Source organism: Engelhardtia mirabilis (assembly GCF_007748095.1).
Lineage (GTDB): Bacteria > Planctomycetota > UBA1135 > UBA1135.
Genome location: NZ_CP036287.1, coordinates 6528772 through 6555770 on the forward strand (window position 1 = coordinate 6528772; position 26999 = coordinate 6555770).

Annotated in this window: 18 protein-coding genes and 1 pseudogene; 10 read left to right on the forward strand and 9 right to left on the reverse strand. The window is 69.1% G+C overall.

Going from position 1 to position 26999, the window contains the following annotated elements; translation table 11 throughout:
* The first annotated feature begins 36 nt into the window (after positions 1-36).
* Entirely contained in the window at positions 37-324 is a 288-nt protein-coding gene (locus Pla133_RS24065) for an MOSC domain-containing protein (protein WP_419191909.1), read from the forward strand.
* A gap of 119 nt (positions 325-443) precedes the next feature.
* On the opposite strand, the gene Pla133_RS24070 is transcribed toward Pla133_RS24065, so the two are convergent.
* Both Pla133_RS24070 and Pla133_RS24075 read right to left on the reverse strand, forming a co-directional pair.
* Entirely contained in the window at positions 444-2078 is a 1635-nt protein-coding gene (locus Pla133_RS24070; protein ID WP_145070116.1) for a hypothetical protein, read from the reverse strand.
* A complete protein-coding gene (locus Pla133_RS24075) occupies positions 2075-2662 on the reverse strand; it encodes a hypothetical protein (RefSeq protein ID WP_145070118.1) in 588 nt (195 codons plus the stop codon). Before Pla133_RS24075 ends, Pla133_RS24070 begins: the two co-directional genes overlap by 4 nt.
* Positions 2663-3222: 560 nt before the next feature.
* On the opposite strand from Pla133_RS24075, the gene Pla133_RS24080 reads away from it, so the two are divergent.
* On the forward strand, positions 3223-4539 hold the full coding sequence (locus Pla133_RS24080) for a pentapeptide repeat-containing protein (RefSeq protein WP_145070120.1): 1317 nt from the start codon (positions 3223-3225) through the stop codon (positions 4537-4539).
* A gap of 413 nt (positions 4540-4952) precedes the next feature.
* Positions 4953-6293, forward strand: a complete 1341-nt coding sequence (locus Pla133_RS24085) for a hypothetical protein (protein ID WP_145070122.1) — start codon at positions 4953-4955, stop codon at positions 6291-6293.
* A gap of 362 nt (positions 6294-6655) precedes the next feature.
* On the opposite strand, the gene tnpB is transcribed toward Pla133_RS24085, so the two are convergent.
* Complete coding sequence (tnpB, locus tag Pla133_RS24090) at positions 6656-7042, reverse strand: IS66 family insertion sequence element accessory protein TnpB (protein WP_145070124.1); 387 nt, start codon at positions 7040-7042, stop codon at positions 6656-6658.
* A complete protein-coding gene (tnpA, locus tag Pla133_RS26740; RefSeq protein ID WP_419191910.1) occupies positions 7036-7377 on the reverse strand; it encodes an IS66 family insertion sequence element accessory protein TnpA in 342 nt (113 codons plus the stop codon). Before tnpA ends, tnpB begins: the two co-directional genes overlap by 7 nt.
* Positions 7378-7506: 129 nt before the next feature.
* Here tnpA and tnpC point away from each other — a divergent pair.
* The 3 genes and pseudogenes from tnpC (at position 7507) to Pla133_RS24110 (ending at position 12799) form a co-directional block, all read left to right on the forward strand.
* A pseudogene (gene tnpC, locus Pla133_RS26745) lies at positions 7507-8538 on the forward strand (IS66 family transposase).
* Between the two features lie 627 nt (positions 8539-9165).
* Positions 9166-9822 carry a glutathione S-transferase family protein gene (locus Pla133_RS24105; protein ID WP_145070130.1) on the forward strand — a complete coding sequence of 219 codons (657 nt, stop codon included), beginning with the start codon at positions 9166-9168 and terminating at the stop codon, positions 9820-9822.
* A 313-nt stretch (positions 9823-10135) separates the two neighbouring features.
* On the forward strand, positions 10136-12799 hold the full coding sequence (locus Pla133_RS24110; protein ID WP_145070132.1) for a choice-of-anchor B family protein: 2664 nt from the start codon (positions 10136-10138) through the stop codon (positions 12797-12799).
* 123 nt (positions 12800-12922) lie between these two features.
* Here the strand turns inward: Pla133_RS24110 and Pla133_RS24115 are convergent, their stop codons facing one another.
* Together Pla133_RS24115 and Pla133_RS24120 are read right to left on the reverse strand one after the other, a co-directional pair.
* Positions 12923-13981 (reverse strand): cytochrome-c peroxidase, encoded by a 1059-nt coding sequence (locus tag Pla133_RS24115; protein WP_145070135.1) that lies wholly within the window; start codon positions 13979-13981, stop codon positions 12923-12925.
* The gene (locus tag Pla133_RS24120) at positions 13978-15894 is read right to left on the reverse strand and encodes an NHL repeat-containing protein (protein ID WP_145070137.1); all 1917 of its coding nucleotides are present in this window, start codon (positions 15892-15894) and stop codon (positions 13978-13980) included. The genes Pla133_RS24115 and Pla133_RS24120 overlap by 4 nt, the downstream gene beginning before the upstream one ends.
* Positions 15895-16044: 150 nt before the next feature.
* Between Pla133_RS24120 and Pla133_RS24125 the strand changes: the two genes are divergently transcribed.
* Both Pla133_RS24125 and Pla133_RS24130 read left to right on the forward strand, forming a co-directional pair.
* On the forward strand, positions 16045-16341 hold the full coding sequence (locus Pla133_RS24125; protein WP_419191911.1) for a PGPGW domain-containing protein: 297 nt from the start codon (positions 16045-16047) through the stop codon (positions 16339-16341).
* A 72-nt stretch (positions 16342-16413) separates the two neighbouring features.
* Positions 16414-17595 (forward strand): TIGR03087 family PEP-CTERM/XrtA system glycosyltransferase, encoded by a 1182-nt coding sequence (locus tag Pla133_RS24130; protein WP_419191912.1) that lies wholly within the window; start codon positions 16414-16416, stop codon positions 17593-17595.
* 30 nt (positions 17596-17625) lie between these two features.
* Here Pla133_RS24130 and Pla133_RS24135 read toward each other — a convergent pair whose 3' ends face one another.
* The 3 genes from Pla133_RS24135 to Pla133_RS24145 form a co-directional block, all read right to left on the reverse strand.
* A complete protein-coding gene (locus Pla133_RS24135; RefSeq protein WP_145070143.1) occupies positions 17626-21150 on the reverse strand; it encodes a PQQ-dependent sugar dehydrogenase in 3525 nt (1174 codons plus the stop codon).
* Positions 21151-21330: 180 nt separating this feature from the next.
* Positions 21331-24792 carry a PQQ-dependent sugar dehydrogenase gene (locus Pla133_RS24140; protein ID WP_419191913.1) on the reverse strand — a complete coding sequence of 1154 codons (3462 nt, stop codon included), beginning with the start codon at positions 24790-24792 and terminating at the stop codon, positions 21331-21333.
* A 259-nt stretch (positions 24793-25051) separates the two neighbouring features.
* The gene (locus tag Pla133_RS24145; RefSeq protein ID WP_145070148.1) at positions 25052-25573 is read right to left on the reverse strand and encodes a shikimate kinase; all 522 of its coding nucleotides are present in this window, start codon (positions 25571-25573) and stop codon (positions 25052-25054) included.
* Positions 25574-25622: 49 nt separating this feature from the next.
* Here Pla133_RS24145 and Pla133_RS24150 point away from each other — a divergent pair, with 49 nt between their 5' ends.
* Both Pla133_RS24150 and Pla133_RS24155 read left to right on the forward strand, forming a co-directional pair.
* Complete coding sequence (locus Pla133_RS24150; RefSeq protein WP_145070151.1) at positions 25623-26297, forward strand: RNA polymerase sigma factor; 675 nt, start codon at positions 25623-25625, stop codon at positions 26295-26297.
* A complete protein-coding gene (locus tag Pla133_RS24155; RefSeq protein WP_145070153.1) occupies positions 26297-26998 on the forward strand; it encodes a hypothetical protein in 702 nt (233 codons plus the stop codon). Before Pla133_RS24150 ends, Pla133_RS24155 begins: the two co-directional genes overlap by 1 nt.
* Position 26999: the final 1 nt, after the last annotated feature.

The window sequence follows — 26999 nt, forward strand, 5'->3', positions numbered from 1 at the left end:
CTGTCGGCTGCACCTCTTGGCCGGACGGATACGGTGGTGCGGGGCTGCGAGGCTTACGCCGAGGACCACTGGCGGCGTCTGCGCATCGGCGACGCCGAACTCGAGGTCGTCAAGCCGGCCTCGCGCTGCGTGTTGGTCAACGTGAATCCGACCAGCGGCGAGCGCGACCGGCGCGGAGAGCCCCTACGAACCCTGGCCGGATATCGACGAACGGCCGGCGGCAACTACGCCCACAAGCCCGATCGCATCTACCTCGGCGTGCGTGCCAGCGTCGCGCGGCCGGGCCGGGTGCAGCGCGGCGACATGCTCGAGATCCTCGACTGAACCCGCTTCCCACCACTCGGTCCGCGACACTCGGCTCGCCAACCGCCTCGCCGCCAGCAACGTGCCCAGCCGGAGCGGCTGGGCCTTCACTCCCTGCGGGCGAACTCCAGCCTTCGCTCCTAATGCGCTTCAGGACTCATGGCCACAGCGATAGCCATGGCCAGACTCTCGAGCCGATTCGCCTTGCGCTGCGCAGCGATCGCCCCAATGGGATTCGAATCCAGGGCGAGGCTGCGCCAGATCCCCTTGGACACGGCGAACTCCGAGAAGCGCCAGTCGCGCTTCGCTTCTCGTTCGCTGACAACCAAGCCCGGCTCCGCGTAGGTGACTTGCTCCCGCCAACCATCGACGCGAGCAATCAGGTCGTCCATGGACTGCGCGAGCTCAGTCCCCGCGGCCTTCAGATGGGCCCGTTCGAACCAGCCACTCTCGACCGCACCAGGCAGGTAGGTCGCGAGGTCGACAGCCATCCGCTGAAGCTCTCGGGGCTGACCGACGTCGAGGAACGGTTCTAGTTCGAGCGGTCCCCGACTGGAGCCAAGCCGACCGAGAAACGCCAGGCGCAGGCTCTCACCGCGAAGATCGACAGGAGTGTCATCGTTCGCAGCCAGTTCTTCAGCGAGCGCTTGACCCGCGGGCGCCATGTATCCGCGCCACAACCCGCGCAGCGCCGCAATCCGAAGATCGGAGGACAGGACGTTGTCGCGAATAAGGCCGACGAGCGCAACGGCGGTGGATTGGTCGGCGAATAGCCCCGCGGCCTTCAAACTGATGGCCGGATGCAGCGAGTTCGCTCCCACCAGCTCGGCGATCTCAATGCGAGCCTGGTCAGGCTCGAGCGAGACGAGATAGGTCTCGAGTAGAGCGAACTGTCGATGGCGGGGGGCGCGCGCGATCTGTTCGAAGAGCTCGGAAAGTGCGTCGGCCCCGTCCAGATGGACGAGGCCTTCCCCGAGTAGCTCCGCGTTGCGATCGTCGGATTCCGTCGCGAGCGCCGCGCCGAAAGTGTCAGTCAACCAGGCCCGGTGTTCGACCTCGTCGCACAGTCTGATCCGCAGGCACTCGAATGCAGCGAAACGCCCCGTAGAAGTCAAATGTGATTGAAGTGACTCACCGACGGTCAAGCGCGTGCTATCGAAGCGCGGGTCAGCGAACAAATAGCCGAGCCGCAACGCAGCCGGGTTGTCGGACTGCGCCAGGATCGGAAGCGCCAGCGCGTCGTAGTCTCGCCCCTGCTGAACGCAGGCCATCGACAGGAATGCCGCAAGGTCTTCGCCGAGCTCGAACGAATCATTGGCTGCCTTCGAGTAATAGTCGAAGAGCTCGACAATGAGCGGGATCGCCTCGGGGTGAGTCGCTCGATTGCGATCGATGTGGCCGAATGCGCCCCACGTCAGCACCGCCTTGATCAGTGGGTCTGTCTCCGCGACGGCGGCCCGCGCAACATGTTCGATCGCGACGTCGTCGTCCAACTCGGTCAGAGGCTCCGACCAGCGGCAATCGGTCGCGATTCCGGCAGGAGCGAACTCGGCTTCGATCACCGCGCGGCGCGTCGTCGTTAGATCGAGGTAGAGCTCTTCGTACTTGATGAGCGGGTCAGGGCCAGCGGTCAGTTGCGACTGCACGCGGGCAGGTTCCGAACTCGATGGGCCGGCAGACACGAGGACTAGAACGACCACGATGGGATACACGCGCCCGTCCAAGATCGACGATGGACGATGCCGGGGCGATTCGAATGCGAGGAGGTCGCTCATTGCCCATCCCCTCCACCGCTGCCGCCACCGGACCCGTTCTCCTTGGCTTCGACTTCGTCGTCGAGCGCCTTCTTGTGTTTCTCGGCTTCCTCGTCGGAGCACAGCGGGTGCGCGACGCAGTCCTGCCAGTTCTTCAACAGTCGACCGATCTTCGATTCCTGCTCGCCGGTTGTCGCGGCACTCGTCAGGGCGATCGAGGGGAGGTTCAAGCCTGAACCGATCGTCTGCACCTCGAGCCGGGCGGCGCGATCGCTCTCGTTACTACCGTCCGAGGACATCGCCATCGTCGGGGCGCAGAAGGTCGAGATCGCATAGCTCGCAGCGATCGCCGCCACCATGCCAATTCGTCGCCTTGCCCAGACTCTCCTCAGGGACCCATCGCCGAATCGACGTACCCGCGACGATGCGGTGCCGAACAGATGCAACCACGGAGGACGCCTTTCGGCCGCTTCCATGCAGGTCGGCACCACGCGAGGAACGCTGCAAGACCGCACCGCCCGACCTTCCCGAAACCAGCCTTCCCGATGCTCGTACCCCAGAAGCCTGTACCCCAGAAGCCTGTCGAGGGCGACTGCGAACGACATCGGGGGGGCAGGTTCAGGTCTGGCCGGGACGACGTTTGGCAAGGGGGTCGTGCTCCGTTCCATGGCTCCTCCTATTGAGCCCTGTAATTTCACGATTCGGGGGCCTGCGGGCGGGCCGGCTGTCCAGTCCGCCTTGTGCTCACGAGGGTGATGACCCACGAGATGCTCGCCCCCACAAACGGCATTTGGGGCGGTCAAGACCCAAAAAGTGTGAATTATCAGCCGAGAGGCCTTGCATTTTCCGGATCCAGAGCCTTCAGCCCGAGCGGCCGGGTGAACGATAAGAGGTGGATGTACCCCGCATGGAGGACAAGACGGGTGTCTATTGGCAGGGCATGTTCCACATCTGAGAAGAGTCCGGGTGTGGCCCCTGCGGAGAGCTTCTTCGCGGAACAACCCCGATCGATCGACGTCACCCGCGAGAGGGCCATTGGAGGTTGCAGGCACACCTCCGGCCGTACCCTCCAGGGATGCTTCAGCAACCGAGAAGGAACGATCTCTTCTAGCGCTGAGGCACGGGAGTTGATCGAATCGGCTTCCGAGCCCGTCGAAGGAGGCCCTTGGGAAACTCGATCGTCGCAGCCAAAGTCGAGGCACAAACGCAGCATCGTGGTGCAGCAGTGACCAGCCGGACTGGGAATTCCGCCGTCGTGGGTACCGCAAACGATCGTCCTGCAGCCGAAGCCGGCTCTGAAACGACCAAGGAGCGCGGCGGGACCACGCTCTCCCAGCGTGCGTTGATAGGGACCGCGGTGATCCTGGGCCTTGGCCTCACCTACTCGTTCCTCGTCGGCCCCTTCCTCAACGCAAGGGCAGCGAGGGTCGAAGTCCAGTCATTCGCGCAGCTCGCCCTTGGGGAAGATCGACCGAGCGACTTCGATCTTCGAGTGATGCTCGCGACGACAGCCGACGCCGGCCGTGCGCGCGGTGCGGCGCCAGTGGTCCTCACCGGACTCGCCAAGACGGCACGACGCCTGTCCGAGCGATCGACCCAAGTCGGCTCGATCGAGGCGAATAGCATGGTCGCGGCGATCCTGATCGAGCACGCGAAACTCGCATCCTTGTCCTCTGATCGCGCTCGCAACCCGAGTCGGCCGGAGTTCGATTTTCAGAACGCTGACCTCCGAGCGCTCGACCTGTTCGAGCTCGGCGAACCGATCGACCTGGGAGGTTACAACTTCGCCGGATCGATCTTTGGCGACGCCCCCTTGCAGCCGCGAGCCGACCAAGGGGTCAGCCTGCGCGGAGCCGATCTTTCAGACTGCGTGTTCGCCGTTGCTCACATGCGCCACGCAGACCTGACAGGAGCCAAGTTGGAGGGCACGGTATTCCGGGGTACGTGGCTGAACGGGGCCTGTTTCGACGGCGCCACATTGATCAGCGCTCGGTTCGATGGGATCAGAGCCGATGGGACAACCTGGCGGGGCACGCAACTGCGAGACGTCTCTTTCGGATCTCGATTCGATCCTAGCGGAGTCGTCAAGAATGACGCCACAGCCGGCACATCGACGAACGCCACGGGAATCCGACAGGGATTCGACCCCAGTCAAGACACAGTCTGCAACCTCGTCGACTCGGCGTTCTATGCAGCAAGACTCATCGACGTTTCCTTCAACGATGCTGTCATGCACCGTGTGAAGTTCGGTGCCGACACAGTGCTCGAGAACTGTCGGTTCCTCGATTGCTCACTTCTCGATGCCGATTTTCGCGGAGCACGGCTGCTCGGAACCACGAAGCTCGGGGGGGCCGGGCAGCTCCTGACAGGGGCTGTGTTCGCCTCCGCGCACGAGAAGGCCCTGACAGACTTCAACGGTCGGGGCATCGGTGCCTCTCTCGTGCGATTCGACCCGACCGACCGGCCTGCCGGCAACCCCTGATCGGCGCCCTGGGCTCGCGCGAGCGTCAGACGGCCCAAGCCTGGCGCACGCCTCCCGACCAAATCTGAGCCTCGGTCACAGACGACGCCGTTAGACTCGGCTCGAAGCGAGGGCTGAGCCGACAAGGTGCGTCGCCGCCGCTTCCTAATGCTCGCCGAGGGAAGAGAAGGGGGACGAATTTGGAGCGACTGGTTGACCAGGTCCGTGGCTTGCAGCAGGTCGTCGTCCTGCTCTCGATTCTCTTCTACATCAGCTGGATCCCGCCGCGATACGAGCTCGACGCCCGTGCCGAGGAGTGTCTCAGGCCGATCATCGCGATCGATGCCCTCCGCGACCTCCGGGCGGTCAGGTCGATTCACCGAGTGGGTGGACGAGGCGCGCGGGTCTACCAGCTGAGAGAACTAGAGCAAGACTTGGGGCTGCTCGTCGACCTGCAACACCGCGAGTGGAAGGGGCTCGAGCTTCGAACCCACCAGTTTGCAGCGTCGTACACCGATGGGAGCTTCGCCGCAGGGACCGAGGCTCGCTCGATACAAGCGCAGATTGCTAGCGACCCTGCGCGAGCCAAGCCCGGCGGACAGCGCCCCCCCAGCGTGACCCTCGATGCAACGGCATTGCTGCTCGCACCGGAGAACTCGAGGCACCGCTTGCGGCCCATGCTCGTCGCGGATGGCGTGAGCGCCGCCAATCCGGAACTTCGATTCGAGCTTCGACCGGGCGAGCCTGATGTTGAGGAGCTGCAACACTACGGCTACTGGCTGCTGCTCGCCGAGGTCTGTGTCGGCTTCGACGATCGAGCACCGAGTGAGTGCCCACTCGTCGTGATCCCGCCGCCCTACTCGGACGGCTCGTGGACTCAGAAGGACAGCTCGCTGCAAGAGGCTGTCGAGCAAGTCTTGGCAGCTCCGCACGGAAGCCAAGCACCGATCCTGCTATTGAGCCCAGAGACCTGCGCCCGCGGCAGCGCGCTTCCGGCAGTCGACCCGAGGACCACATGGATAGTCGTCGACGGTCTCGATGCGGCGAGCCTCGAAGTTCTCGCGTCCTCTTGGCTTGGCGTGGAGGTGGCCGGCGAGCGCGACGTCACCGAACTCGGGCAGCGCGTTGGAGCCGAGATGACGTCACGGTGGATCGATCGGACTTTCGAGGCTCTGGCCCCCAGCCCCGACGATCGCAGGCTTCAGGACGCGGTCGACGGCATCAAGGAGATCCTCAAGAACATCGACGGCGCGACCGGCAGCTTTCGCGTCGCGGAGAACTCCACGATCGAGACCGCGCAGGAAGCGCTGCACGGCGACTTCACGATTCCGACGATCGGAGTTCCGATGAACCGGGCGACGGCGCGGACCGGGCTCGCCATCGCCATCCTCCTCCTGACCTTCCGTGCGATACAGCACCTCCAGGCGGCGCGCGATCGGCTCCTCAAGTGGGTCAAGTCCAGCGAGCGCGAATCCTCACCAGCGACCGACGGCGACGACGACCTCTCGTGCGAACCCGCCGATGCGCCCTGGTTGCAGGACTCATCGGCACCGATCTTCGCGGGTTTCCTCTTCCTGACGCCGGGCGTCTTCGCGTTCCTCCTGCTCGGCAATGCGCGCTACGCCGGACTGGAGAACGACGGCGATCGATTGGCGCTGAGTTGTGTCCTCTTCATCCTGCTCGGCTCGATGGCGATGTCCGGATTCCAGAGCTGCCGGGCTGCGTTGCGCAGCGGATCGGGGGTCGGCACCATGCCCGCGGAGGATGGCGGCTGACCGACCGGAGCCGAAGCTAGTCGGAGCGCCGCCAAGACTTCTTGAGGTTCTCCTGCACCTTTAGTGGAAGCCACCGGGGCGCGTTCGAGGGGGAACCCAGCGATTGGAGGTCGTTGCGCGGAGCTTAGGGGTGATCGGTTGATGCGCACGACGAGGACGCCAGACTCGGGGTGTCATACGCCCATATCCGGGACCCCGTCATGCGCGCCACAACCCTACTCCGTGTTCTGCTCGCCATCCAGCACCTCATCGTCCGGCGATGCGCTCGTCGCGTTCGACAAGCTGCTCGCGCAGCCGATCGTTCTCCTGCAAGAGCGCGTCGGGCGACATGCACGCGTTCTATATTCCCCGCGCACTCGAGATCAAGGCCGTATTGCGAAGTTCGCCGAGGTCACCGTACGAGTGTCACGTTTCCAAGCACGTGCCTTCAGCTCCTTCGCGTCCAAGCCGCCGAGCAACAGCGCGAGCTCTTCGCTGCGCATCTCGACGCGTCGTTCCCCGGACGTCGGTGACGGCCACTTGAAGGTCCCACGCTCCAGCCGCTTCGCGCAGACCCACACCCCCGACTCGTCGACGTACAAGACCTTCAGCCGATTGCGCAGCCGGTTGCAGAAGACGAAGAGATCGCCCGACTTCGGATCGCCCTGCAGCGCCGAGCGAACCACGCCGCTCAAGCCGTCGAAGGACTTCCGCATGTCCGTCGAACCTGCCACGAGGAACACCCGTCGGCCCGCTCCCAGCGTCAGCATCGCGACAAGAGGCGCAGCAGACGCTCGAGCGCGGCCGCGTCGAATCCGGCCTCGAGCTCGACCCGCAGCCGGTTGTCGATCGTCAGCACGATCGGAGCCCGCTGCCTCATCCCGACCTCGTCGTCGGTGACCTGCACCTCCACGAGCTCGCCGGCCTCCACCTGGGCCGAGGCCGCCAAACGCCTACGCCACCCGTAGAGCGTCGCTGCCGAGACGCCGACCTCCCCCGCGAACTCGGTCATGCTCAGCTCGCTCTCCGCCTGCTCCTCCAGCAGCTCCCGGTAGTACTTTGCCAGGTCTGTTCCGCCACGCGATCTCGCTCGTCCTGTCGTCATGCCACCATCGCAGCCGCCGAATCGGTCGCCGGCAACGGCCTGTTGGACTTCGGCGTCGGACGCTTACGACCCAAGTACGCCTGCCGTGGATGCCAAGAGGGCGTGCTGATCGCGCCGGCGCCGCCGCAGGTGATCGACAAGGGACGCCCCGGTGCGGGTCTCTTGGCCCAGGTCCTGGTGTCGAAGTACGCCGACCACCTTCCTCTGCACCGCCAGGAGGCGATCTTCGAGCGGCACGGCTACGCGCTCAGTCGCTCGACGGCGTGCGACTGGGTCGGGGCCTGCGCCGAGCCGCTCTTCCCCGTCGTCCAGGTGATGCGAGAGCGCATCCTCGCATCGGGGTACGTGAACGCCGACGAGACGCCGGTCCTGATGCAGACCAACTTCGAGGGCGGCGGCAAGCAGTGCGCCTGGCTCTGGGGCTACGCCGATCGCGACGGCGATGTGGTCTACGACTTTCGAACGAGCCGGGGCCGTGATGGCCCTCTGTAATTTCTCGATGGATTCCAGGGCTACCTGCAGATCGACGATTACGCCGGCTACAACGAGGTCTGTCGCTCAGATGGCGTGACCAAGGTCGCGTGCTGGGCCCATGCCCGACGCAAGTTTTGGGAAGCGCTGACAAGCGCGACGGCGGACGCGTCGACAGTCCTGGCCAAGATCCAGCGCCTGTACCGCGTGGAGAAGGAAGCGCGCGATGCGGGCCTGGCTCCCGATGCGGTAGGCGAGCTGCGCCAGTCGAAGTCGAGACCGATCCTCGCGTCGATCCACCAGGACCTCGAGCGACTCTCGAAGTCGGCGCTGCCCAAGAGCCCAGTCGGCAAGGCAGTGGCCTACACGCTCAACCTTTGGGAGGAGTTGGTCCGGCACGTCGACGATGGCCGGATCGCGATCGACAACAACTCGATCGAACGAGCCATGCGCGCGGTGGCCGTAGGCCGCAAGAACTGGCTCTTCTGCGGCGGCGAAAGCGGCGGGCAGCGAGCGGCCGTCATCTACTCCCTCGTCGAGACCTGCAAACGGCTCGACGTCGAGCCCTTCGAGTATCTCCGCGACGTGCTCTCGAGGATCCGCGAGCACCCCGCCGATGGACTCGAGAGCCTCACGCCGCGTGGATGGCGGGACGCACGCTCCCGCGCGGTAGCCACGATCGCAGGCTGAGAGTCGGGGCGCCATCGCGTCCCCGGCCAATCGCAAATCCGAGCGACCGGGCGAATTCCTGTCGGCTGCACCACTTGGCCGGACGGATACGGTCATCGCGCTCATCACGAAGCCTGACGTCATCCGCAGCATCCTCGAGCACGTCGGCCTCCCCACCGATCCACCCGTCCTCAAGTCCGCGCGTCCCCCGCCAGGCCCCGAGTTCGACTGGGCCTGAGCGACGCTCCGCCCCTTCACTGCTGTCGATCCGGCCCGCCCCGGAGGCTCCCCCATGCCTGCTCCGCGCGAAGAGCGGTCCAAGCCAAGGGCTTTCCTCAGGCCCAGGCCCCGCTTTCGACCTGCCGGCGGCGAACGAGGCCCACCGTGCAGACCACCGCCTTCCTGAACCAAGGGTCTCCACTCCCGAGCGCCCGCCGCGAACTGCCCCCTTGAATCACTTCTCCTCCAGCGCGCCGGAGAGGAGCGAACGGTGTTTCATAGGGGGTGGGGGCCGGACCTGACTGCCACAAGCTAACCGGAAGGCGCGCTTTCAGGGCCCTCTGGCGCCCGGCCAAAGCCCGAGTGCTCACCAGGGGCCTCCAGCAGCTAGCCTCATGCTCGCGCCGTCCGCCCGAGCCCCACCCCTCCATGAAACTGATCCTCGGTTCGAAGAACTATTCCAGCTGGTCCCTGCGCGCCTGGATGGCCGCCGTACTTTCCGGATTGCCCTTCGAAGAGGTCATGGTTCACTTCGACGAGGACGCGGACCGCAAGCAACGCCTGCGCCACTCACCGACCGGCAAGGTGCCCGCCCTGGCCGATGGGAACTTGACCGTCTCGGACAGCCTGGCGATCGGCGAGTACCTCGCGGAATTAGCCCCCGAACGAGGCTTGTGGCCGAAGGACCGTTCGGCGCGCGCCCACGCCCGATCGATCTGCGCCGAGATGCACTCGGGCTTCCTGGATCTGCGCCAGGACATGCCGATGAACATCCGCATCGAGCGCCCGTGGCGCGAGCGCGCCCCCGGAGTGATGGCGGACATCGCCCGCATCGATCGCATTTGGAGCGAGACGCGCAGCGATTTCGGAGCAAAGCTCGGCGGACCGTTCCTGTTCGGCACCCCCACCCTCGCCGACGCCTACTACGCCCCGGTCGCGGCCCGGTTCCACAGCTTCCACCCGCCCCTGTCGCCGGTGGCTCAGGCCTATGTGGAGACGCTCTGGGCCTTCGAACCGATGCAGCGCTGGTGTGCTGCTGCCCGCGAAGAGGGCCACGCTCTGCCCAACTACGACGCCAAGGCCTAGTCCTCGACCGGTTGGATCCAGCCCGTTTGGCGACCCGCTCCTCACTCGATCCAACTCGGTCTTCGGCAAACGGCCTCCCGCCCCCGCCTCGCCGGGGAGCGCCGCCCCTCTCCGACCTCGACCAGGGAAAGCCTGAGGGACCGGCGGGGCCTTCCAGCCCCGGTTAAGGCGCGTCGGGTTAGCATCCGAGGGTCCGCAGCGGAGCTGCGTCCGCCGGACTTCGTCCCGTCGCGGAACCTCGGACCGCTGCCATCGGTCCGATGTAGGTCAGCCCCCCCGCGCGACCTCTCCCCGCACCCCGTCCCCATCCCCCATGCGTCATCGCACTGCGTCGCTCGAGCGCCGCCGGCGGCCCCGTTCCGTGGCTGCCCCCCTGTTCGCCCTGGCCGGCCTGACCCTCACGGGCAGCGTCCTTCCGGGCACGGCCCTGGCCCACGAGGGCGATCCCAAGCTCCGGGACCGCCAGCCCATGTACGAGGGCGCCGGTTGGACGGTCGGGTCGACCCGCCGGGCGGCGGGCAACCAGGGCCTGGTCGCCAGCGGGATCCAGTTCCCGGCCAGCGGCGTGCAGCTCCTCTCGTGGCTGTCCCTGTCGGACTTCGGCACCGGCGCCACCAGCGGCAACGACTCCTGGGGCTACACCTCGCCCAGCGGCCGCGAGTACGCCCTGATGGGCCTCTCCAACGCCACGGCCTTCGTCGAGATCACCGACCCGAGCAACGCCCAGATCGTCACCACCATCTCCGGCGTCGAGAGCCTGTGGCGCGACATCAAGACCTACGGCCCCTACGCCTACGCAGTCAGTGAGGGCGGCGGCGGGATCCAGGTCTTCGACCTGACCGCGATCGATGCGGGGGTCGTCACCGAGCTCGCGAGCGTCACCACCGGCGTGGGCACCTCAGCCTCCCACAACGTCGCCATCGACACGGTCTCGGGCTTCCTCTACCGCTGCGGCGGCGGCAGCGAGGGCCTGCGCATCTACAGCCTGGCCAACCCGGCCGCGCCGACCTACGTCGGCGAGTGGGGCGACCGCTACGTGCACGACGCGCAGATCGTCACCTACACCAGCGGCCCCTTCGCCGGGCGCCAGATCGCCTTCGTCTGCGGCGGTTTCAACGGGGGCTTCACCGAGACCTCGATGGACGTGCTGGACGTCACCGACAAGAACAACATCGTCGTGCTCAAGCGCGTGTTCTGGTCCGGCGCGGCCTACAGCCACCAGTGCTGGCTGAGTGAAGACGGCCAACTGCTGTACGTGAACGACGAGCTGGACGAGAACGGCTCGTTCAACACGAAGACCATCGTCGTCGACGTGTCCAACCCGGCCAACGCCTTCTACGTCACCTCCTTCTTCGGCACCAACACCGCGGTCGGGCACAACCTCTACACCTCGAACGGACGCATCTACGAGGCCAACTACCGCAGCGGTATGCGGATCTTCGACACGGCGGCGAACCCCACCAACCCGCCGGAAGTGGCCTTCTTCGACACCTATCCGGAGGACGACGCGGCCTCGACCAGCGCCCTGTGGAACGTCTACCCCTACTTCGAGGACGACATCGTCATCGGCTCGGACCTCGAGAAGGGTCTGTTCGTGTGGTACGTCGGCGCTCCGAAGGTGAGCTTCGAGTTCCCGAGCGGACTGCCGCAGTTGTTCGACCCGGCCGGTGAGACCATCCAAGTGCGCGTGCTCGAGGCCAGCGCCGGCGCGCTGCAGGGCGGCTCCGCCCAGCTCTTCTTCGACTACGGCAACGGCTACCAGTCGGTGCCCCTGACGCCGCTCGGCGGCGACCTCTTCGAGGCCAGCCTGCCGAGCCTGCCCTGCGGTGCGGCGCTCGAGTTCTACGTGTCGGCCACGTCCACCGACGGGCTGGTCTGGAACGCTCCGGACCTGGGCTCGAACCTGCCCTACCGCGCGCCGATCGGCACGGGTGAGACGCTCGTGGCGAGCTTCGACATGGAGTCCGGCGCCGGCTGGACCAGCGGCGCCGCCGGTGACGACGCCACGACCGGCATCTGGACGCGGGTCGACCCGGTCGGGACCGAGGCCGCGCCCGAGGACGACCACAGCGCCGCCGGCACCCAGGCCTGGATCACGGGCCAGGGCTCGCCCGGCGGCTCGGTGGGTACCGACGACATCGATGGCGGCAAGACGACCCTGCTCTCGCCGGTGCTCGACCTGGCCGGGATCGCCGGCGCCCAGGTGCGCTACTGGCGCTGGTACTCCAACGGCTTCAACGGCGTGAAGGACGACGTCCTCGACGTGGACATCTCCAACGACGGCGGCTCGAGCTGGGTCCCGGTCGAGCGCCTCGGCCCGGCCGGTCCCGGCACCGACGGCGGTTGGGTGCCCTACAGCTTCGCGGTGGCCCAGTACGTGCTGCCCACGAACCAGGTGCGCCTGCGCTTCGTGGCCCGCGACACCGGCGGGGGCTCGATCGTCGAGGCCGGCCTCGACGACTTCACGGTCGTCGACCTGGGCTGTGCGGACTGTGACGGCAGCGGCAAGTCGGACGGCATCGAGGTGCTGCTCGGCGCCACCGCCGACATCGACGCCGACTTCGTGCCGGACTTGTGCGAGCCCCTGGTGGGCGCTCCGTCCGTGATCTCCCTGGCCAGCGGCGGCAACCACGCCCTGAGCCTGCACGCGGGCGCGGCCTTCGCGGGCGACACCTACATCGTGCTCGGCAGCCTGAGCGGCACCGCGCCCGGCGTGGCCATCGACGGCGTGGTCCTGCCCCTGAACCCGGACGCCTACACCACGGCGACCTTGACCGGCGCCCTCGCGCCGCTGTTCGTGGGCACCTTTGGCCAACTCGACGGCAGCGGCGCCGCGAGCGCGTCGATCGTGTTGAACGCGGGGCTCGATCCGTCCTTGGCGGGCCTGGTCCTCGACCACGCCTATCCGGTGCTCGACACCGCCAGCTTGACGGTGGTCTTCGCGAGCAACGCGGTGTCCTTGGAACTCGCGCCCTGACGCCCGCAGCAGCAACAGGGCCCCGCGGCGTGACGAGTCAGTCACTGCGCGGGGCCCTCTTCGTTCGCGGCGGCAGCTCGGCTCGCGCGCGCTCCAGCGCTACGGGCGCAGGCACGGACGAACTCAGCGCACGGGCCGGCGCAACTGACCGGGCAGGGGCGCGGAGTCCAGGCTGCGCAGGAAGGCCTCGAGGTCGGCGATCTCGCGCTCGGACATGGGCACGGCCTTGAGGGTCACGCCCCGGGCGCGGGCCTCGACCGTGTTGCCCACCGACTCCGAGTAGAAGCGCAGCACCTCGCGCAGGTCGGCGAAGCGGCCGTCGTGCATGTACGGCGCGGTGCGCGCCACGTCGCGCAGGGAGGGCGTTCGCACCAGGCCCGGGTTGGTCTCGCGTTGGCCCGCTTCGAGCTTGGCGAGGGGGTCGTCGGGGTCCAGGCCGAAGGCCATCTCGGGCAGGTCCGGCAGGCCTTGGTCGCGCACCTTGCCGTCGCTGAAGTTCGGGCCGCCGTGGCAACGGTTGCAGGCGGCCCGGCCGTGGAAGAGCTCGAAGCCGCGGCGGGCGTCCGCCGCCAGGATCGAGCGCGACTGGTCGGCGGCGGCCTCGTCGAAGCGCGAGGGCCCGCCCTCCAACTGGCGCAGGTAGGCGGCCAGTGCGCGGCCGAGCTCATCGAGGGTGCGGCGCATCTCGTCGCGACCGTCGGCCTTGGGCGGGTTCCCGAACAGCGATCGGTGCTGTTCCGCCAGGGCCGCGGACTGGGCCACGAAGCGTAGGGTCGACGGCAGCGATCCACCCAGCACGTCCTCGTCGCCGAAGCCGTGCAGGCAGGCCTGCTCCAGGCTGTCGACCTCGCCGGACCACATCCAACTCGTGCGCCGCGCGACCCCCACGAGGGGCGGCACGTCCCGCGGCCCGAAGCCGCGCGTGTCGATCGCCGCAGCACCCGAGAAGGCGCGGTCGGGGCGGTGGCAACTGGCGCAGGAGCGGCGCTGGTCGAAGGACAGGCCGGTGGTGAAGAACAGCGACTGGCCGTAGGCCGCCAGGTCGGGGTTGCCAGCGAGGGAGTCTGACGAGGCCGGCGCGGGCGGCAGGGGCGAGAAGCCCTCGGCGTTCGGCAGGGCCGGGCCACGGGGAGTGCAGGCGGCCAGGGGCGCGACCAGCGCCAGGGTCACCAGGGCCTTCACTGACCGCCCTCGCCGGACCCTTCGCCCGCGCCGCCCCCGGCCTTGGGCACCAGCTCGTCCAGATAGGCGCGCGGCCCACTGGCGCCCACCAGGCGGCCGTCGGCCTCGACGATGGTCAGCAGGTGGTTGCCGAAGTCGATCACGACCAGCCGTCCCTCTTGGCCGAGGGCCACGCCGCGGGGCTCGCGGAACTTCGCCACGCCGGCGCCCATTCCTCGGCCCAGGCTGCCGGCTTCGGCGAAGCCACCGTCCTCGCGCGGGGTGAAGATCCGCAGGGCGCGTTGCACGCGATCGGTGACCAAGAGTCGCCCCTGCGCGTCGAATGCGATTCCGCCCGGATCCACGTCGTCGATGCGCGCGACGAGGACGCCGTCCGCATCGACGATCAACACCGCGCGCTCGCCCTGGTCGGCGAGGGCCAAGCGCCCCGACTTGTCCAGGGCCAGGTCGACGCCGCGCCGGGGCGCGGGGACCCTCTCGCCCGACAGGGTGCGCGCGCTGCCCCAGTCGGCCGCCACCTCGATCACCCGGCGCCCGGCCGCGTCCATCACCAGCACGCGACCGTCGGGCGCCAGGGCCAGGGCGTCGGCGCTGGCCAGGTCCGGCACCAGGCCGGTCAGGTCGATCGAGCGGGCGAAGGCCGCCAGGCGCCGGTCCATGCGCGGGCCGTCCTCGCCCAGGGCTCCCACCTGGAACTCGGACAGACGCCGGTCGCGACCGTCGAGGGCCAACAGGCGCTCGCCGTCGGCGGACAGGGCCACGTCGACCAGGCCGCGGAACTGCCCCGGCCGATCGCCGAAGCCGCCGGCGCGGCAGACCAGAATCGGCGTGCCGCTGCGCGAGCCCAGGTCGTGCAGGTGCACCTCTTGGGTCTCGGGCTCGATCGTCGCCACCAGTCGCCCGGCGGCGGCGACCACCGGACCCACGTGACCGGAGCTGTCGGCGCCCAGGGTCGCCGGATCGGTGCGGTAGAGCTCCGGCGGCCCGACCGCCGGGCCGAAGTACTGCACGCGCCCGGCGAAGGCCTCGGCCACCACGGCAGCGAGGCCGTTCTCGAGCATCGCGACGGCGCCCGGGTAATGCAGGTGCCCGTCGCCCTGGCCCGGCGCGAGGGCGTGCTTGCCCCACTCGTAGAGCAGCTCGCCACCGGGCGTGAAGACCTGCACGCGGTGGTTGTCGCTGTCGGCCACGTAGAGGCGACCGCCTACGAAATCCAGGCCGCTGGGGCGTGAGAACTGACCTGGGAAGTGCCCGAAGCCGCCGAAGCGCAGGCGTTCGGCGCCCTCGGCGTCGTAGACCACGACCTCGTGCAGACCCGCGTCGGCGACGGCCGCCGAGCCCTCGTCGTCCAGGAAGCACAGGTCGATCGGGTCCAACAGGCCGCCGGCCGCGAGGGGTCCGCCGAGGCCCAGGAAGCGGGCCTGGCCCTCTTCGATCACCACCACCCGGCGGTTGCCGCGGTCGCACAGGCCCAGGCGGCCGGCCCGCGCGTCGAGGCCCTCCGGCCAGCGCAGGCCCAGGTCCACCGCGCCGCCGAGTCCGACCTCCACCCGCTCGAACTCGCCCCCGGCCGAGAAGCGCACCACGCGGTCGTTCTCGGTGTCGGACACGAGCAGGTCCCCGCCCGTGTCGATCGCCAGGCCGCGGGGAAAGCGCAGCTCGCCGGCCCCGTCGCCGAAGCTGCCCGCCGAGCCGATGCGGCCCGCCCTCGCCTCGAAGTGCGAGACGCGGTGGCCGTCGCTCTCGAGCACCCAGAGCGATCCATCCGGCAACAGCTCCACGTCCATCGGGGCGCGCAGGTTCGGGTAGGCGCGCACGAACGGTCCCAGGCGGCCCTCGGGCGCGGGCGGCGGACCATCCTTCGACTCGCCTGCCTGGGCCACGGCGAGCAACAGCAGAGCGCTGGCGATCATGGGCGGATGCTAACCGGGATCGTCGGACCGTCTCCGCCCGCGAGAAGGGTCGGTCGCGCGACTGAACGAATCGCCCTGGGCCTCAGGACTCGGGCGCTCGGCGGCCGAACCAAGGAGGAGGTCGGCGCGACCCTTGCCGCCGACACCGCGATGCGCCCGAGCACCAACAGTCCGAACCGACGCCCCCTGGCCTTCCTGTGCCCGCGGCGGGTCAGCCCGGACCAGAGCACCCGCTGGCGGCGCGCCGGGTCCGTGGCCACCGGGGTGCCGCTGATCCTGGTCGGGGTGCTGTTGATCCCCACGCCCCTGCCCGGGGCGGTGCTGATCGCGACGGGGCTGGCAGCCATGAGCCGACACTTCCGCGCCGTGCGGCGGCTGACGATCTCGATCCAGTGGCACGTGCGCGCCTGGCGCCAGCGCCGCGATCCGGTCGCGAGCTCGGGCTGAGACCGGGGCCGGCCCCCGAAACGGCGTCGTAGCCCTCGGACGGGCCCACCCATCCGCGTAACCTGCCCGCCCGTGCGGATCCTGTTCCTCTCCCAGCGGGTCCCCTATCCGCCCAACCGCGGGGACAAGATCACCACCTGGCGCATCGTCGAGCGGCTGGCCCGACGGCACGAGGTGCGCGTGGTGGCCTTCGCCCACGACGAGGACGACGAGCGCGCGGCCAAGGCCCTGGTGGCCAAGGGCATCCCCACCACGGCGGTCCCCCTGGGTTCGTCCATGCAGCAGAAGCTGCGCGCCCTGCCGCTCTTGGCGACGACCAAGCCCCTGACCCTGGGCTACTACGGCTCGCGCGAGCTCCAGGCTGCGGTCGACGAAGAGGCCGGCTCGGCGGACCTCGCCTACGCCTACTCCTCGTCCATGGGCGCGTTCCTGCTGCCGCACCCAGAGCTGCCCTGGATCATGCATATGGCCGAGCTCGACTCGGACAAGTGGCGCCAGTACGCGGCGCGCGAGCGCTGGCCCATGTCCTGGGTCTACGCCCGCGAGTGCCGGACCCTCGAGCACTTCGAGCGGCGCGTGGCCGCCGCCGCGCGCACCAACGTCTTCTGCACGCCGCTCGAGCGACGCATCTTCGACGAACGCATGCCCGGCAACGCCTCCGCGGTGCTCCGCAACGGCGTGGACCTCGCGCGCTTCACACCGGCGCCCGAGCGCGCCGAGCCGGACCACTGCGTGTTCGTCGGGGTGATGGACTACCTGCCCAACGTGGACGGGTGCCTGTGGTTCGCGCGCGAGGTCTGGCCGCGGGTGCGCGCCCAGCGTCCCGAGGCGCGCTTCACCATCGTCGGCTCGAAGCCCACGGGCGAGGTCACGGCCCTGGGCCAGTTGCCGGGCATCGAGGTCACTGGCTTCGTGGACGAGCCCCGCGACTACCTCGAGCGCGCCGCCCTCTCGGTGGCGCCCCTGCGGATCGCGCGGGGCATCCAGAACAAGGTGCTCGAAGCCCTGGCCATGGGCCTGCCCACGGTCGGCACCACCTGCGCCACCCAGGGCGTGGAGGGCATCGCCGGCCGGCACTTCGTGGTCGCCGACGAGGCCGAGCCCTTCGCCCGCGAGGTCGTGCGGTTGCTCGACGATCGCGAGGCCGCCAGCGCACTGGGCCAGGCGGCGCGGGCCTTCGCCCTAGCCAACTACGACTGGGAGCGGGTGCTCGACGTGCTCGACCAGATGGTCGAGGCCGCCGGCGAGCGCTGAGGCGCCCGCCGGGTCCCGGTGCTCCCCGACCTACTGGCAGGCGCGCATCTGCAGACCGGTCGAGTAGCGCACGCCGCCCCAGACCGAGGGGGCGTAGCGGCCCGCCTGCATGAACAACGAGATGCCGGCGAAGGCCGGGATGTCGGGCAGGGTCACCAACCAGTCCGACTCCCCGGCCGCGTCGAACACCAGGGGTGCCACGGCCGGCGAGGTGGGGTCGACCAACAGCAGCCCGAAGGACAGGGGGATGTAGGCCGAGGCGGTGGAGATCATCATCAGCCCCACCGCGGTCTCGGGCAGGTCGGCGTCGCTGACCTCCATCAGGATCGGGTAGCCCGGGATCGGAGGCGTGTTGGCGCGCAGGTCCATGGTCAGCCAGAGCTCGGACGGGCTGCCGTAGCTCGTCCAACCGCAGACGGTCTCGTCGAACCAGGGGCCAAAGGCGCGCAGCTCGGCCGCGGTCACGAAGGCGTCGGTGCCGCCGGGCGTGCCGCCGATCCGCACCTTGCGCGCAACGACCGGGTCGAAGGCGATCGAGAAGGTCTCGTAGGAGAGCCCGCCGCCGGGGGTCGGCGCGCCGGGATCCGAGAACAGGCCGGTGACCGGCGTCCAGGGACCGCCGGGGTCGAGTTGGGTGCGCACGTGAAGGTCCTCGAACCACCCCCCACCGGGGAAGTGCAGGCCCTCCTGGAACAGCAGTGACTCGATCGTCTGGGGCTCGTCGAAGGCGTAGCCGAGCCAGTCCTCGCCGGCCTGGTCGCCGTTGTGGAAGGTCGAGAACTGGGCCCATTCGCTGGTCGAGCCCACCTGGGGCATGGTCCCGTTGCGCAGGAGCTCCACGTCGGGGTTGCCGAGGCCGAGGCTGCCGGGCGGGACGAGTTCGTCCACCAAGAGCTCGATCGAGCCGAGGTCCGACAGGTCGCGCCGCTCCAACTGGTAGGCGGCCGAGGTGATCATCCCGGCGCGCAGCTCGGAGCAGGTGATGTAGCCCAGCGTCCCGCCGGGCGTGCCGCGCAGGCGGATGCCGTCGCCGTACTGGGGTGTGAAGTGGAAGGTGAAGGTCTCGAAGTCGTCGCCGGGGGCTCCGGCCGGGTACTCGGGCACCGTCACCAGGCCGTCGACCGCGGCCCAGCGGCCGCCGCTCAGGATCTCGACGTCGACGTCCTCGAACCAACCGCCGCTCGGGTCCGCGGGCCCCTCGGTGAAGGTCAACGAGACGAAGCGCGCGTAGGGCTCGGGGCGCGAGGGGATCACCATGCCGATCCAGTCGTCGCCGCCTTGGTCGCCGCCGTGCTCGGTGGAGAAGTAGTCCCCGGACGCCGCCGCGGGCTGGGGCACGACGCCGTCGCGCACCACCTCGGTGTCGGGGTTGCCGGCGCCCTGGGGCATGGGCGGGCTGAGCTCGTCGAGGCGCGAGACCAACTGCGCCGTGCCGATCGGATCGAGCAGGGTGTCGGAGGGGAAGTACCAGGCGCGGTCGGTGACCTTGGCTCCGTCGAGCTTGGTCGCGGTCAACAGCACCTCGTAGAAGACGATCTCGACTCCGCCACCGTGGGGATCGAGGTTGGCGGTGGTCGAGGTGGCGCTGGGCCCGGTGGTGATGTCGCCGTAGACGTCCGGGTGCACGTGCACGTTGTGGTGCAGGTCCACCTGCCAGGCGAACTCCAGGTCGCCGCCGCCGGAGTCCGAGCCGATCCCGAACAGATCCAGCGAGGTGGCGTGGGGATCGACAGTGCTCCCGGTGGGCGGCGAGGTGATCGCCACCTGCGGGGGCACGCTGTCGACCGCGATCAGGACCGACGTCTCGTCGAACAGACCCGACGGATCGGTCACCCGCAGGAGAGCGTTGTAGATCCCGCTGGCGGTGTAGGTGTGAGAGATCGTCGGCACGCTGGTCTGCTGCTCGGGGCTGCCGTCGTCGAAGTTCCAGGTGTAGGCCAAGGCCTGGCCCTCGGGGTCGTTCGAGGCGGATGCGTCGAATTGCACCGTGTGCGGCGACGTACCCGTGGCCGCGTCCACCGTCAGCACCGCCGCAGGCGAGAGGTTCTCGCCGTAGCGCAGGTGCACGATGTGGCCGTCGCCCCAGGTCGTGCCCATGTCCAGGTAGTAGATGTCGCCGCTGATCGGGTGCACGGCGATGTCGACCAGGAGGTCCACCGCGTTGTTGAAATCGCGCACGGCCACCGGGTTGCCCGCGGCGTCGAGCTCGAGCGTCATCAACTTGTCGCTGGCGTAGTCGCCGAAGAACAACAGGCCGTCGTACTCCGGCGGGTAGCTGCCTCCCGGGTAGACCGCGCCGCCGATGGAGCAGGCGCCGACCAGCGAGGTCGTCGGCTGGCCGTCCGTGCCCAGGAAGATTCCCGCCGGGAAGGTCTGCGCCCCATCGAGGTGGTGCCAGGCCACGATCGGATCGGTGGGGATCCCGACCTTCGGCGAGGTGCAGTCGAGGTAGCCGAAGGGGTTGGGGTTGACGGGCGGCAGCTCGACGAAGTCCCCGGCCGGCTTGTCGCCCTCGCGGCAGGGCCAGCCGAAGTTGAGGCCCGGGGCGTCGACGTAGTTGAGCTCCTCGAAGCGGAAGGAGCCCACGTCGCCGACGATCAAGGTGCCCGGGTCACCCGCGGCCGGGTCCGTGGAGCCGGTGCCGGGCACCAGGGCGAAGCGGTAGGGATTGCGCAGGCCCAGGGCCCAGATGCGCGAGGGGTTGCTTGTGGGATCGCCGTCGAAGAAGGGGTTGGAGGGCAGCCCCGCCCCCGTCTCCGGGTCGATCCGCAGCACCTTGCCCGAGAGCGAACGCAGGTCCTGGGCGCGGAAGGCACCGCAGTCCTGTTCCTTCGGCAACTGCCCGCGCAGGCCCGTGACCGGGTGGATGAAGTCGTCGTAGGCCGGATCGTCGAAGCCGCCCTGGTCGTTGTAGTCGATGTGCGCCCCGTCCCCGTGGCCGATGAAGAGCGTCCCGTCGGGGGCGAAGATCAGCGCACAGGATGCGTGGGCCGTGTGGATCGAGGCGAAGGCATCGGGGGAGGAGCCGTCCGCCAGGCGCTCGCCGAGCAGGTACTGGACCGCCGCCTTGTCGGCGACGATGTTGCCGCCGACCGTGTCGACCGGGTAGCGCACGAGCACGCCGTGGCCGTACTTGTCGTCCGCGTTGTACGCGGGATCCGCGCCCAGGGTCGGCGACTCGGTGAAGGCCGCGTAGAGCCAAGCCGTGCTGCCCCCATCGGGGACGAAGCCCGGGTGCAGGGCGAGGCCCAGGAGGCCGCGCGACGCAGCGTTGTAGACCTCGTCCTGGATGTTCAGGACCGGCGTCGACTGCAGCACCTCGTTCACATAGACGTAGACCCGCCCGCGCTTCTCGGCCACGAACATGTCGCCCACGGGGCTGAAGGTCAGTTCGACCGGATAGACCAACCCGCCCGGGATGTCCACGCCTTCGAAGGACGGCGGGAACCCGCCTTCGCCGTCGTGGACGGGAGCCGGACTGAAAGCGCAGTGGCCGATCGGCGCGGCGAGGAGCAAGTGGCCGGACGCAAGGACGGCGCAAAGGATCGAGTTCATGGTTCGAGTGACCTCGTTAGCGAGCGTGACGCCGGAGTTGGCAAGAGCATCGCGGACGGCAATCGGCGTTACGCGCCGGTCCGCGACCCGGGCCTCGGGGGAGTCGATCCGGTGTCCTGGATCAGAACACTAGCAGGGGTCCCATCGGCTCGGTGGTCGGCCAAATCGGGCGTCCTACCATCACTGGCACACGCCCATCTCCAAGGCCGTGGAGAAGCGCACGCCCCCCGGATAGGTCGGTGCGAAGCGACCGCACTGCAGGTAGAGCGAGACGCCTACCAGGGCCAGGTCGTCGGGGATCGTCGCGAACCAGCTCGCCTGCCCCAGGGCGTCGAAGGACAGGGGTGACAGGTTCGCCAGGGACGGATCGATCAGCAGCAGCGCGCTGCCCAGGTTGATGCTCGCGGACTGCGCCGCGATCAACATCGCACCGGGCGCCGCCTCCGGTTGCTCGTCGTCCGCGACCTCGATCAGGATCGGATAGCCCGGCAGGGGCGGGGTCTGGGTCTCGAGCGACATGTGGAGGTGCGGATTCGACAGATCCCCGTAGGCGCTCCAACCGCAGACGGCCTGGTCGAACCAGGGGCCAAAGGCGCGCAGCTCCGCCGCCGTGACGAACTTGTCCGCGCCCCCGGGGATGCCGAGGATGCGGACGTCGCGCACGATCGTGGGCGCGAACATCAGGTTGAAGGTCTCGTAGCTCTGGCCGCCCTGGAAGCCGCTGCGGAAGCTGGGATCGATGGACAGCCCGGCCAGGGGCTGCCAGGGGTCGTCCTTGGTCAGCCTGCCTTCGGCGCGCAGGGTCTCGAACCAACCGCCGTTCGAGAAGTGCAGGCCCTCCTGGAACAGGATCGACTGCAGCGTTTGCGGATCCTCGAAGCGGTAGCCGAGCCAATCCTCGCTGCCCTGGTCGCCGCCATGGAACGTGGCGTACTGGGCCCACTCGCTGGCGGAGCCCACCTGGGGCATGGTCCCGTTGCGCAACAGCTCGCGATCGGGATTACCCAGGCCCAGCGACCCGGAGGGGTTCAGGAAGTCGACCTTGAGCAGCAGTTCGCCGAGATCGGAGAGGTCGCGACGCTCGGTGTCGTAGGCCGCCGTGGTCAAGAAGCCCACGCGCAGCTCCGAGCAGGTGATGAACCCGTCGACGCCGCCCGGCTTGCCGCGCAGGCGAATGCCCTCGCCGTAGCGCGGCGTGAAGCTGAACTGGAAGGTCTCGAAGTCCAGGCCCTGGTCGCCCACCGGGTAGGGCGGCGCGACGACCAGGTCCTCGACCGGCGTCCAGGTCCCGCCGCTCAGGATCTCGACGTCGACGTCCTCGAACCAACCGCCGTTGGTGAAGTTCGGACCCTCGGTGAAGGTCAGCGACACGAAGCGCGCGTAGGGCTCCGGCCGCGCCGGGATCACCATCCCGATCCAGTCGTCGTCGCCCTGGTCGCCGTTGTGGAAGGTGTCGATCCAATCGCCGACGTGGGTGCCGACGTCGGGGAGCTGCCCGTCGCGGATCACCTCGAGGTCGGGGTTGCCGAGTCCCAGGGAGACGGGCGGCGACAACTCTCCCAGCCGCGACACGAGCTGGCCGGTGCCGATCGGATCCAGGAGCTGGTCGGCGGGGTAGTACCACGCGCGATCGGTGGAGCTGGAGCCATCGGACTTCGAAGCCGTCAAGAGCACCTCGTAGAGGATGATCTCGCTGCCGTTGCCGTGGGGGTCGAGGGGCAGGACCGTGGTGCTCGCGGTGGCGTTCGGCGTGGAGTCGGCGTAGATCGCCGGGTGGACGTGGACGTTGTGGTGCAGGTCCACCTGCCAACCCAGGTCCACCGGCCCGCCCAGGGAGTCGTTGCCGAAGCCGCTCAGGGTCAACGAGGTCAGGGTCGAGTCGATCGCCGTGCCCGTCGCGGGGGATGCGATCGACACCGTGGGCGCCAGGCTGTCGACCGCGATGGCCACGGTCGCGAGGTCGAACAGGCCCTGGTCATCGTCGACCCGCACGACCGGGTGGAAGACGCCGCTCTGGGTGTAGGTGTGCGCGATCGTCGGCACGCTGGTCTGGACCGTAGCGCTGCCGTCGTCGAAGGTCCAGGTGTAGGCCAGGGGCTGGCCCTCGGGGTCGGTGGAGGCGGAGGCGTCGAACTGGACCGTGTGCGGCGAGGGCCCGCTGGGTGCGTCGACGGTCAGCACCGCCGTCGGCGAGAGGTTCTGCCCGTAGCGCAGGTGCACCACGTGGCCGCTGGCCCAGTTCGCCCCCATCTGCACCAGGTACAGGTCCCCGGTCACCGGATGGGCCTCGATGTCGACCATGCGGTCGTTGGCCACCGAGAAGTCACGCACCTCGATCGGATTGCCGGCGGTGTCGAAGCGCAGGGTCTTGATCCAGTCGCCGGAGTAGTCGCCGAAGAAGAACAGTCCGTCGTACTCGGCCGGGTAGCTGCCGCCCGGGTAGACCGCGCCGCCGATGATGCAACCGCCGAGCAGTCCCGGCAGTTGGTTGCCGTTCTCGTCCTTGTAGACCCCGGGCGGGAAGGACTTCCAGTTGTCGAAGTGGTGGTAGCCGATCATCGGATCGGTGGGGATGCCCTGCTGCGGCGTCGAACACACCGGCCAACCGAAGGGGTTGGGGTCGGGAGCCGTGAAGATCTCGTAGCCGCTGTTGGGCTCGTTGCCCTCGCGGCAGGGCCAACCGAAGTTCAGACCCGGAGTGTCGAGCCACTCGATCTCCTCGAACAGCCCGGCGCCCACGTCGCCGACGAGCAGCGTGCCCGGATCGCCGGCGGACGGGTCCGTCGAGCCCGTCCCCGGCACCAGGGCCATGCGGAAGGGATTGCGCAGACCCAGGGCCCAGACGCGCGAGGCGTTGCTGGTCGGGTCCCCGTCGAAGAAGGGGTTGCTGGGCAGGCCCGCGCCGGTGTCGGGGTCGATCCGCAGCACCTTGCCCGACAGGGAGCGCAGGTCCTGGGAGCGAAAGGAGCCGGAGTCCTGCTCGCGCGGGATCTGACCGCGCAGGCCGGTCACCGGATGGATCCAATCGTCGAAGCCCGGCGCGTTGACGCCCCCGGGGTCCTTGAAGTTGTGGTGCGCGCCCTCGCCGTGGGAGACCAACAGGCTGCCGTCGGGGGCGAACACCAGCGTGCCCTGGGCGTGCGAGTTGTGCAGCGACGCGAAGGCGTCCGGCGCCGAACCGTCGGGCAGGCGCTCGCCCAGCAGCGTCTCGCGCGACGCGAGAACGGCGACCAACTTGCCGCTCGAATCGTCCACCCGGTAGCGCGCCAGCACACCGTGGGAGTACTGGTCGTTCTCGTTGTAGGCCAGGTCCTGGCCGGGCACCGGCGACTCGGTGTAGAGCACGTAGAGCCAAGAGGTGTCGCCCAGGTCGGGCACGAACCCCGGCGAGAGCGCGATGCCCAGAAGGCCCCGGTCGCCGTCGTTGTTGACGATGTCGCGGATGTCGAGCACCGCCTTGGTCTGCAGCACATCGTTGCGGTAGGCGTAGACCCGGCCCAGCTTCTCGGCCACGTACATGTCGCCGTTGGGCGCGAAGGTCAGGTCGACCGGGTAGACCAGGTTCCCGGGAATGTCGACGCCCTCGAAGGACGGCGGGAATCCGCCCTCGCCTTCGTGGGCGGGCCCTGCTGCGGCGGGCAATCCGACGCCCGGTGCCGCGACTGCGGGGACGAGCCTCGAGGGTGCCGACGACGCCCAGGAGGGTTCGGCGACGGCGGATCCAGCTACGAGAGCCCCAAGGGCCAACGGGGAGAGCGTGCGAGCGAGCATTGGAGAGGGTCGGAGCGCAAGGTCGGGGTCGAATGGAGGTCCGTTGAAAGCGTCGCTTGGAGGCTCCACGGGTGTGCCTTTCCAAGAAAACCTAGCACCAGATCGCTCCAGCGGCGGTTCGATGACGCAATCAGCCGAGCAGGCCCTCGATCCAAGCCTCGACGGCGCCGGGGCTGCGCAGCCGAACGTGCTTCAGGCCGGCCAGACGGGCCTCGTAGCGACGCCTGCGACCCAGATGGACGCGCCACATGAAGAACAGGATCGAGTCGGTCGGGTGCAGCAGGCGCCACCAGCGCTCGCGGTTGCCGCCACAGACCTGCTCGCCTGTCCACGCGCGTCGGATCGAGCGCGCCAACAGGCGACGGGTGAGCACCCCCAGGTCGAGGTCGAGCCAGACCACGACGTCGGCCCGGTGCAAGTGCGGCGCCGAGAGGCTGGCGTAGTTGCCGGTGACCACCCAACGCGGTACCTCGAGCTGCTGGGCCAGGAGCTGCGCCGTCTGCGCCTGGGGTCGCTCACGCCAACCGGGCAGCCAGTGCAGCTCGTCGAGGTCGATCCATCGGGCCCCGAGCTGCGGCGCCAGGCGCGCCCCCAGCGTGCTCTTGCCCGACCCGGGCTGACCCAGGATCCAAAGTCGCTCGGGGGCGCCCATCGGGGCCAGGGTGCCAGGGCACCGATCGGGCCGCTATGCTCCACCCGCCGTGCACAATTCTCGCGATCGGAGTCGACCGGAGGAGCCGACCTCGACGCATCCGAGCGAGGCTGAAGCCGCGCGCGGCTCCGCCGCGGGTCGAGAACCGCACATCGACCTGGCCCTGGCCCGCGCCGCCCTCGCGGGCGACGCCGCAGCGCGGCGGGGCTTCGCCGAACGAATGCGCTGTGTCCCGCGCATCCTGACCGCCCGCAATGCCCAGATGGGAGGCCCCCTGAACGCGGACGACGTGGCCGACCTGGCCCAGGACGCACTGCTGCGCCTGTGGAAGAAGCTCGGAACCTTCGCGGGTCGGTCATCCCTGGAAGCCTGGGCCTATGGCTTCTGCTCCCTCGAGCTGATGAACGAGCTTCGGCGGGCCCAGCGACGGCCGCGGGGCCTGCCGGTGGAAGCGGGTGCCGAGGTCGAGCCGGCCGCTCCGAGCGTGGACCTGGACGCCGGGCTGATGCGCGAAGAGGGTGAAGCCTGGCTCGCGAACTTGCCCGAGCGCGAGCGGCAGATCGTTCGACTACGGCACTTCGAAGGACTCGAGGCGACGCAGATCGCCAGCTCGATCGGGATCTCGGTCTCGAGCGTCAAGACCCACTACTACCGCGCGCTCGAGAAGCTGCGACGCTGGATCCCGGACCCCGACGCCCCGAGCGCCGATAAGGAGCGAGGCTGATGGCCGACGACCCCCGAGATGACGAGCTGATCGACCGTGCCGAGCGGCTCTGGGAGGGCGCGGACGATGCGGAGCTGGCCGAGTTGCGTGGCGTCCAGGAGCGCTTGGAGGCCGACGGCGCAGCGGCCCGCGAGGCATTCGCGCGCCAGGCCCTCGCGAGCGGGCCGGTGGAACACGAGGACGACGCCATCGCCGCCCTCTTGGAGGCGATGGAGGGCTCGACGCCGATCGACGCCAGTGCGCGCGGCGCGGCGCCCGAGCAACCCTGGCGCGCCCCGGGCGGCCCGATGCTCTCGTGGTGGTGGATCGCCGGCGCGGTAGCGGCGGTCGTGCTCGCCGTGCTGGCGCCGACCTTCTTCCCGGAGGGCAGCGGCGTCGGCGAAGGCCTGATGCTCGATCAGGGCGCCGTCGACCGCCAGTTCGCACCGGTCGGCGAGGTCGAGACGATCGACGCCTTCACCTGGCGCGGCGGACCACCGGTCGGGCTCACCCATCAGGTCAGGGTCTGGCTCGCGCCCCGGCCCTCGGGCCCGCCCGACATCGTCGCCGAGGTCTACGATGCGCCGCGATGGGAGCCCGACGCGGAGCAACTGGCCCGGATCAACGGGGCGCCGGCGGGAATCTGGTGGGAGGTGGCGGAGATCGATCCGGTCAGCCTCGACGAGGTCGTCATCGGCTCGGCGGCGTCGCGCTCGCGCTGAA